The 8,889-nt window shown below is 53.7% G+C and carries 11 protein-coding genes; 2 read left to right on the top strand and 9 right to left on the bottom strand.

Translation table 11 applies throughout. The annotated features are described in order from the left end of the window. Positions 1–641, top strand: a 641-nt coding sequence (locus tag Q0510_RS00440) for a head GIN domain-containing protein (protein WP_298707234.1), incomplete at its 5' end; no start/stop codon positions are given. 40 nt (positions 642–681) lie between these two features. Then, positions 682–1,830, top strand: coding sequence for a C1 family peptidase (locus Q0510_RS00445; RefSeq protein WP_298707236.1), 1,149 nt, complete (start codon positions 682–684; stop codon positions 1,828–1,830). 53 nt (positions 1,831–1,883) lie between these two features. Here the strand turns inward: Q0510_RS00445 and Q0510_RS00450 are convergent, their stop codons facing one another. The 9 genes from Q0510_RS00450 to Q0510_RS00490 all read right to left on the bottom strand — a co-directional run bounded on the left by Q0510_RS00450 (position 1,884) and on the right by Q0510_RS00490 (position 8,727). Then, positions 1,884–2,114, bottom strand: coding sequence for a helix-turn-helix transcriptional regulator (locus Q0510_RS00450; protein WP_298707238.1), 231 nt, complete (start codon positions 2,112–2,114; stop codon positions 1,884–1,886). Between the two features lie 158 nt (positions 2,115–2,272). Further along, a complete protein-coding gene (locus Q0510_RS00455; protein WP_298707240.1) occupies positions 2,273–2,542 on the bottom strand; it encodes an acylphosphatase in 270 nt (89 codons plus the stop codon). 47 nt (positions 2,543–2,589) lie between these two features. Then, a complete protein-coding gene (locus Q0510_RS00460; RefSeq protein WP_298707241.1) occupies positions 2,590–2,883 on the bottom strand; it encodes a hypothetical protein in 294 nt (97 codons plus the stop codon). Between the two features lie 1,073 nt (positions 2,884–3,956). Continuing rightward, complete coding sequence (locus Q0510_RS00465) at positions 3,957–4,538, bottom strand: 2'-5' RNA ligase family protein (protein ID WP_298707243.1); 582 nt, start codon at positions 4,536–4,538, stop codon at positions 3,957–3,959. A gap of 187 nt (positions 4,539–4,725) precedes the next feature. Further along, positions 4,726–5,484 carry a triose-phosphate isomerase gene (tpiA, locus tag Q0510_RS00470; RefSeq protein ID WP_298707245.1) on the bottom strand — a complete coding sequence of 253 codons (759 nt, stop codon included), beginning with the start codon at positions 5,482–5,484 and terminating at the stop codon, positions 4,726–4,728. A 42-nt stretch (positions 5,485–5,526) separates the two neighbouring features. Further along, on the bottom strand, positions 5,527–6,693 hold the full coding sequence (locus Q0510_RS00475; protein ID WP_298707246.1) for a putative sugar nucleotidyl transferase: 1,167 nt from the start codon (positions 6,691–6,693) through the stop codon (positions 5,527–5,529). 68 nt (positions 6,694–6,761) lie between these two features. Beyond that, positions 6,762–7,016 carry a type B 50S ribosomal protein L31 gene (locus Q0510_RS00480; RefSeq protein WP_298707248.1) on the bottom strand — a complete coding sequence of 85 codons (255 nt, stop codon included), beginning with the start codon at positions 7,014–7,016 and terminating at the stop codon, positions 6,762–6,764. Between the two features lie 63 nt (positions 7,017–7,079). After that, on the bottom strand, positions 7,080–7,571 hold the full coding sequence (locus Q0510_RS00485) for a YajQ family cyclic di-GMP-binding protein (protein ID WP_298707250.1): 492 nt from the start codon (positions 7,569–7,571) through the stop codon (positions 7,080–7,082). A gap of 133 nt (positions 7,572–7,704) precedes the next feature. Then, positions 7,705–8,727 (bottom strand): hypothetical protein, encoded by a 1,023-nt coding sequence (locus tag Q0510_RS00490; RefSeq protein WP_298707253.1) that lies wholly within the window; start codon positions 8,725–8,727, stop codon positions 7,705–7,707. Positions 8,728–8,889 lie beyond the last annotated feature (162 nt).

Genomic DNA, 8,889 nt, shown 5'->3' on the forward strand with positions numbered 1-8,889 from the left:
GAAACGGCGTGATGAAGAAAGAAAACCGTTCGGTTTCCGGTTCGTTCGAGAGCATCGGCGTGGGCGGACAGTTCAACGTACAGATACGCCAGGGGAATAGTACTTCCATTGAAATTGAAGGCGACGAAAACCTGTTGCCCTACATCGAAACCGTGCTGGACGGCCATGACCTGGAGATCCGTTACCGCCGCAACACTGAATTAAGACCGAGCAGGCCCATCAATGTGTGGATCACCAACCCGACGATTTCCGAACTGGCCGGCAGTGGCAAAGTGCAGTTCAAATCCGCCGGTAAATTGAAGGGAGACAGGCTGGAAGTGGCGCTCAGCGGCATCGGCGAAGCCGACCTGGACGTGGATTACGAGAAGCTGGAAGTGGCCCTCAGCGGCAATGGCAAAGTGAAACTCGCGGGTAAGGCTGATAAAACGGAGGTGGCGATTTCGGGTTCCGCCGACGTGGATGCGCCTGCCATGGCAGTACAGGAAGCGGAGATCGCGATTTCCGGTTCCGGGAAAGCCTTCGTGAACGTGAGCAAAAAACTGGAGATCGCGATATCCGGCAGTGGCAGCGTTCGGTATAAGGGCGATGCGAGAGTAGAGCAGTCGGTTTCCGGAAATGGGCGCGTTACGCACGAAAACTGATCAGGCTTTCGTATTTTAGCGGTAAATACCCATGCTGCTTATGAGACAACAACTTATGACATGTGCCGTATTGCTGGCAGGATTTGCCGCAACCGCGCAGGAGACGCCCCGAAGCATCGCCAATCCGCCCGCACAGGAAATCACCGTGATCCGGAACAATGCGGCCACCCCCGTGAAGTACCAGGGAATAACCGGCACCTGCTGGTGTTTTTCGACTGTTTCATTGATCGAAAGCCAATGTTTGAAGAACGGCGCGGCCGGCCAGCCGGATTTGTCGGAAATGTTCGTGGTGCGGAATGTGTACCTGATGAAAGCCCGCAATTATGTGAAGCGCCAGGGCGCTGCCCAGTTTGGTGAAGGTGGTCTCGGTCACGATGTGCTGATCGCTGCCGGCAGGGACGGACTGATGCCCGAATCGGTGTACAGCGGAAAGCTGCCCGGCCAGGAGCAGTTCAACCACGGCAAGATGGCCGATACTTTGAAGAAATTCCTGGATACGTTGTTGCGCCGCCGCCCGGTGGACCCGAAGTGGGAGCAGGGTTTCGCCGCGCTGATGGACCAGTACATGGGCGCAGCGCCTCCCGCTAAATTCGAGTATAACGGCAAAACCTATACGCCGCAGGAATATGCGAAGCAGGTGGTAAAATTCGATCCTGCCGATTATGTGAGCCTGACTTCGTTCACGCATCACCCTTTTTATTCCTCCTTTGTACTGGAATTGCCAGATAACCATGCCAACGGGAGTTTCTACAACATATCGCTCAACGAGCTGATCGGGGCGACCTGGAATGCCGTGCAGAAGGGATATACGGTAATGTGGGACGCGGATGTGAGCAATCGTGGGTTCGCGCACGACGGGGGCTACGCCCTGAGCCCGAAGTATGACAGCCTCTGGAACCGCCAGCAGCCGGACCCGTCGGCGGCTGAAGTGAACGTGACGCCGGAGTACCGGCAGGAGCTGTTCGAAAAGCTCGTGACGCAGGACGATCACCTGATGCATATCACGGGGATTGGCAAGGGGAAAGGCGACAAGCGCTTTTTCATTGTGAAGAATTCCTGGGGAGTGGGGTCGAAATTTGAAGGCTACCTCTATGTATCGGAGCCGTATTTCGCCGTGAACACGATTAATGTGGTGGTTCCGAAAGCTGCGCTGGATAAGGAATTAAAGAAGAAATTGCAGTTGCTGTAAAGATGAGATACATATAAGATTCATGAAGAAGCAGGACGTTCGTCCTGCTTTTTTTATGTTTTGCTGTCGGACAACAGTTCGAGGATCGCTACATCCAGCGCATCTGCCAGTTGAGACAGTGTGCGGAGTGTAACATTGATCTCACCGTTTTCCATCCGGGAAATGTCTGCATTGTCGACGTTGCAACGTGCAGAGAGGTCGCGTTGGCTGAAGCCTCTTTCCTTTCTGATTCGGCGGAGATTTGTTCCGAAAAGGCGCAATATATCCGGGGCCTGGGTTGACATTTTTAGTTTGCTTCCAAAAGGTTCAAGATCATCGAATTATTTCTTTTTTCCGCTGGGCAGAGGCCCAACGTGCTGAAAAAATATTTCGACAGGTTACTGTAACTCTTGCTGGTAAAGAGTTTCGGAGAATGTGAATGAGGAAGCAATACGAAAAAAAATCAATGCAGGATACTGAATTCGGTGTAGTGTTGCAGGGGGCCGTCGGTTATATCGAGGCCGGAGACCTTGGCGCCGGAGGGGCCGATTTTGCACCAGTCGATGAATTCTTTCATGGCGGAGGCGGGGCCTTCGGCTGCGATCCAAACATGACCGTCGGGCAGATTTTTGACCTGGCCTTTGAGGCCCATGCTGGCGGCCACGGATTTGGCGGTGGCCCTGAAGTAAACGCCCTGCACCATTCCTTTGACTACGATTTCTTTATGCAACATAATTACGGGATCGGTTTATAAACTAACAAAATTGGTTACCGGGTGGTTTATCCGGCGGCGATGGTGGCCTGGAGCTCGGGGATGCCCGGGGCAACGAGGGTTTGTCCGCCGGGGTAGAAGATAAAGAAACGGGCCAGGCCTGTTTCCGGATCTTCTACCATGTGGATTTGAATATATCGGGATGGATGAAAGTAAAAGTATTCGTTGACGGGAGGTTCCACGCTTCTGCGGAGTTGTTCCAGCTGGAAGCCTGCGCGGCTGAGCCAGGAGAACACTGTTTGTTCCGCAGAGGGGGATGCGTTTCCCTGTTTATATATCGGTTTGAGCGGCACCCATTCCATAACTTTAAATTTACTGGCGGTTAGTGAGCCGTTTGCTGGGCAATTGCCCAACAACCGGAAATTTTTGTTATTGACTATCGTTTTGTTTACGCAGGCACACGGCACCGGGTTGCCGGGAGCGTGGCTTGGCTTCAGATCTGGCGCGCTACGGCTTGTTCTTCGGGCTGTGTGCATCCTTCCTCAGGTTTTTAAATCATTCATTTTGAAAACGTTACCTCAGATTGGACAAGCCTTCGGCCGGTTTCGGAGGTGGCCTGCGTCGCCAGATCGGCCTTTAAGCTTCTCGTTTCCAAAGCTTTAGCTTCATGCCTGGAGCTTGACGGCTTGCCAATGGGGCAGCGTGCACCCACATCGGGCCTTTAAGTTCATCATTTCCAACGAGTTCGATCTCGCAGGTGATCCGCGTCCCAGATTTTCAAGCTTGTTATTTTCAAAGCTTTAGCTGCTGGTCAGTCAAACCATGTGTGAAATCCGGACAACCTGCGTCCCAGGTCGGACAATTAAGCTCAGCATTTCCAAAGCACGACCCTCAGATCGGACAAGCCATTCCTTACTCCCGGGCGCTTTGGCCAGGAAGCAGTTACGTAATTCACTGTTAAAGCAAATCAACCTCGGGCTGGCCGGCGCTTTCCGCTATTCGGGCGAAAACTCCGGCAGATCCCCACGGGAATTTAGCGTACGGGCAATGGTATGGCCTCCCTTGTTGAAGGATGCATGCCTCCATCGGACATCCATCGGGCCATTTGATCCCCGGCCCGCGCCCCGGCAGGCAGCACATCGATCATTGACAAACGATATCCCGCCACCAGGCCAGAAAGCCAGTGATCCCATTTTCCATATTACCGGTGCATGCCCAAAAAGCACGCGAATACAAGGGTTTATTTCCTGAATCGGATGGGTTGTAAGTAGTGGGTTAGGGTAGAAGGGGCCGGGTGATAAACGCCCGACCCGTAACTAAATGATACTGACTCTAAAAAATATATTCAACAGTTGCGACTGTAGTTTGATAAACATTCCGGCCCCCGGGACATCGCTCCCGAAGCCGCGATAATGCGCCACACACGCCCGGCCATTTACGCCGCACGGTGGAACAACGGATGGCTCGACGGAACTTCCCGGCCAAACATAAAATCCCGCACCACCTCGTAACGGTCACCGCCCGCAGCACGCTTCAGCAAACTGAAACTGTGGCAATGAAAACTCCGCACGAACACCTTGCCCGACAAATAAGGCGACAACTGCGCAAACTGATGCGGCTGCAGCGAACGCGCCAACGCTATATGCGGACGATAACCCGCCGGTTGCAATTCGAACGCCTGCATCACCTTCCGGTGCAATTCCTCCAACGGCTTCGGATTGGCGACATTCACATAAAACATGTGCCGGCCACTGGCATGACGACTGTGATCGATCCGGGACGTATACACCGTAAACGCCGACTGATCCGCCACCAAACGCTCCAGCATCGTCACAAACAATTGCTCGTAACGCTCCGGAAATTCCGATCTGAACAAGGCAATGTGCGCCTGTGAAAATGATCCGGCAGCCGTTCCCAGCTCCTCCGCTATCAAATGCTTGTACGTGCTCACATCCTGAACCGTCTGCGCGTCCGGATGCACTACCAGCATGTAATCGTGTAATACTTCCTGTTCCATGGCATTTATGATTATGCAATCATCAATTCGAAACAACCGTTATCATGTTCAGCACCAGGATAACAGCGCCTCCTTTCACAACACAAACATACGAATAAAATTGGCAAATACTAAAAAAGTTAGCAAAAAATACTAAAAAAAATGGCCGAAAGGCATAACCCCTTCAGCCACCATATCTTACAATCGCTTACAAGCTCTTGATGATCGCCGCGAAATCTGCCGCCACCAGCGATGCGCCGCCGATCAGCCCGCCGTCCACATCCGCAGAAGCAAACAACTCCGCCGCATTCGAAGGCTTCGCACTGCCGCCGTACAGGATCGTCAAACCCGCAGCCGCTTCCTGGCCATACTTCGCCGCGATCTGCCCGCGGATAAACGCATGCATGTCCTGCGCCTGCTGCGCGCTCGCCGTCAAACCCGTACCAATTGCCCAGATCGGTTCATAAGCAATCACCACCTGCTGCAAAGCCGCAGCATCCAGGTGATACAGGCTTTCTTCCAGCTGCTTCGCCACATAAGCGTTCTGCGTCTCCGCTTTCCGCACTTCCAGCGGCTCGCCGCAGCAGAATATAGGCTTCAGCCCGTTGGCCAGCACCTGGTCGATCTTCTTCGCCAGCTGCGCATTCGTTTCATTGAAATATTCCCGGCGCTCGGAATGCCCCAGGATCACGTAGTCGATGCCTACAGACGCCAGCATGGCGGCAGACACCTCGCCGGTATAAGCGCCCGACTTCTCGCTCGCACAGTTCTGCGCGGCCACAAACACGTTGGGTTGGTTACGGGTCAATGCTTTTACCTGCTGCAGGTACGGAAAAGGCGGGGCGATCACCACAGCCTGGTCTCCAGATAAAGTAATGCCGGCCGCCAGGATATCCTTCACCAGCTGCTCGCCTTCCGCGAGGGTCAGGTTCATCTTCCAGTTGCCTGCTACGATCTTCTTTCTCATGATTTTACGGTGCTTTTGATAAGTGGCGCGAAAAATACGCATTTATCCCCGAAATATTCGGGTCAGAATTTCCCGGTCCGCCTCCGACAACTGCGCGCCCTTGAGCCGCATCCACGCATCCGCGTCCCGCAGCGCCTCTTCCAGCCGGTATTTGTCCGTAATGCCGGCCCCGCCCCAACTGAAGGAGGGGAGGAACTTAGGCGGAAAATTACCGCCAAAAACGTTGCAGCTCACGCCCACCACGGTACCGGTGTTGAACATGGTATTGATCCCGCAACGGCTGAAATCGCCCATCATCACGCCGCATTTGGTCCCGGCCGGCCAATATTCCTGCTTCGCTTCCATCCAGATCCGCACTTCGCGGGCGTTGTTCTTCATATTGGAACAGCTGGTGTTGGCGCCCAGGTTGCACCATTCGCCGATCACCGCGTCGCCCAGGTAGCCGTCGTGCCCCTTGTTGGAATGCCCGAAAAAGACGGAATTCTTGATCTCCCCGCCAGCCACGCTCCGCGGGCCTAACGTAGTGGCGCCATAAATCCGGCTGCCCATCTTCAATACCGCGCCTTCGCCCATGGCGAATGCCCCCCGCACCAGGTTCCCTTCCATGATCTCCGCATCCTTCCCCACATAAATCGGCCCCGCCGAAGCATTCAGCACACTGCATTCCACTTTCGCACCCGGCTCCAAAAACACCTGTTTCGGGTTCACCACCTGGTTCGTCGCGGAAACCGGCGCCGATTTCCGCCTCTTCGTCAACAACGCAAAATCGTCGCGCAGCGCCGATTCGTTATGGCGGACGATATCCCAGGGCCTGTCGACCCGCCGGATCTCGCCCTCATACTCCAGCCGCACCAGCGTGGCGGGGGCGAAGAAGTCATCGCCGCTGATGAGTTTGGCCAGCAGCCTGCCGTTTTTGTACAGTTCCTGCCCCGGCTCCATGGCGGCGAGCGTTTCCACGACGCCGGCGGAGGGCAGCAGGTGCCCGTTCACCAATACGGTAATAGCGCCCTGCGGGGCTTTCTGCAGGGGATATTTGGCCTGGAGGTACTCGGCTGTAAAGCTGCTGAGCGGCCCGGTGCCAAGCCATTTTTCCCATTTTTCGCGAATAGTGAGGATACCCGTACGGATTTCCGCAACGGGCCGGGTGTGCGTGAAAGGGTAGAGTTCGTCGCGCTCGGGCGTATCAAACAGGATGTAGTGACGGTTCATAACCCGGCGAAAATAAAAAATCCCGCCGAAAGCATTCGGCGGGATCGTAAAAATATTCGGAAGATGCCTTATTTAGCCTCTTTCTTGTAACGTTTGTTGAATTTGTCGATACGGCCTGCGGTATCTACCAGTACGTTCTTACCGGTATAGAACGGGTGAGAAGTATTGGAGATCTCAAGCTTGATCAACGGATACTCGTTACCGTCTTCCCAGGTGATGGTTTCGCGGGTAGGAGTGGTGGATTTGCCCAGGAAGCTATCCCCGTTGGACATGTCTTTAAACACTACGAATCTATAATTTTCCGGATGAATTCCCTGTTTCATATCAATAAGTTAATAAATACAGAGCGCAAAGGTAAAGCAATAATTTGAAAATGCAAAGAAATTTTAGCTTTTCATATTCACATACTGGAGCGCGATTCCCAGGTTCGCTTCGCGGCATTTCTGTATAACGTCTTGTAAATCATCGATTTTTTTACCCGTAACGCGAACAATGTCATCCATGATCGCGGCCTGCACCTTCAAACCGGAATCTTTGATCATCTTCACGATTTTCTTCGCATCGTCCTGCTTGATCCCGTTGCGGACAGGCACTTCCTTCTTCACCACCTTCCCGCTCACATAATGCTCCTTGCTCAGGTCGTAAATCTCAGCAGCCAGCCCCTGGCGCATGCTCCGGCTGATCAGCACGTCGATCACCTGGTCCAGCTTCATGTCCGACTCCACTTCCAGCTTCACGATCATTTCCTTCTTATCCAGGTCGATTTCCACGGGCGACCCCTTGAAATCGTAACGGTTGTTGATTTCTTTTTTAACGGTGTTGATGGCGTTGTCCAGGGTCTGGAGGTCGACTTTGCTCACGATATCGAAAGACGGCATATGCGCGGGTTTTTTAAAGGGTGATGAAACGAGCGACAAATATAAACAAAAAACCGCCACCGGAACCGGCAGCGGGGATGAGATTAGAATGGCGGAGAATGGTTACATGAGCGGGTAAAGAGCCTGCATGCGCTTATTTGTCGTCCTGCGCATGGATTTGCAGGTTCGATTGTTTCCCACGTATAGTAACGTTGTCGTTTTCGAGATATTGTTCGTATTTCTTTTTTACGTCGTCCGGTTGCTTTTTCCCGTTGATGAAGAATTCGTTCCCTTTCTTCTGGATATCGAATCCTTCGTTGCGGTCGATCAGCTTGTCGGATTCCAGTTTCTGCAACAGGTTGTTGTAATTCCGGGTGGAAGCCCGGTTCTTTTCGGTAAGGCTGCGGTGGGCTTCGGCGGTGCGCAGGGCGCGCTCATGTTCCTTTGCCGCCCTTTCCCGGGCGATGACCTGGTGCTTTTCGGACAGGTCGCGCTGTGCCTGGGCGCGGAGCACCTCCTGGCGGGCCCGCTGGCTGCTGGCCATGGCTTCTGCCTGGAATTTGGCGTTATCCCGGTGGTATTTTTCGGCATCCGTCCGGTATTTCGCTGCGTCGCGGCCGTATTTTTCGGCTTCCTTGCGGTGTTTGAATTCTTCTTTCCTGAGTTTTTCGATCGCATTTTTGATTTCTTCCTGTTGTGCTTTCCAGTCGATCTTTTCGAGGTTTTTCAGTGCATTTTTCAAATTTTTCTCCCAGTCTTCCTTTTTGATCTTCTGTTTCACGGATTCGTCGAGATCTTCCCATTTCATATCGCTCATCGCGTCGAGCTGCATCCGGAATTTGGACAGATCGATATCCTGCAGCTGCCGGAGGGCGTTTGCCTGGAGCTCGCGTATGTTGATATTCATGTTTTTAAACATGCTGGAATCGAAGGTGAAATGCTTGTCGAAATTGAAATTGTGGTTGAATTTGAAAGATTGCTGCATATTGATGTAGCTATCTTCGAACTCTTTCCTCTCCTCGGCCGACATGTCGTCGATTGAATTATACGTTTTTTCCTTTCCCTGTTTGTCGCGGATGATGATCCTGCCGCCGGGCACTACGGTATCGCCGGGTGTGTAGTGGTACACGGCGCCGGTGCTCCTGTCAAACACCACCTGCTGCGGGAAGGCGGCCACGGGCGGAACGGGCGGGTTGGGTGGAATGATGCCGGGCTGCGGCGGCGTGGGCGGCGCGGGGCGAGTGGATCAGGACGCCGTGCAGGTCGTCTGGCGCAGGCGGCGCCAGAAGCCGGGTCTCATAGACGGGCAGGCGGGTCACGCCATGCTGAGGCAGAAGCG

The sequence above is a fragment of the uncultured Chitinophaga sp. genome (assembly GCF_937874145.1).
In the GTDB taxonomy this organism is placed as follows: Bacteria; Bacteroidota; Bacteroidia; order Chitinophagales; family Chitinophagaceae; genus Chitinophaga.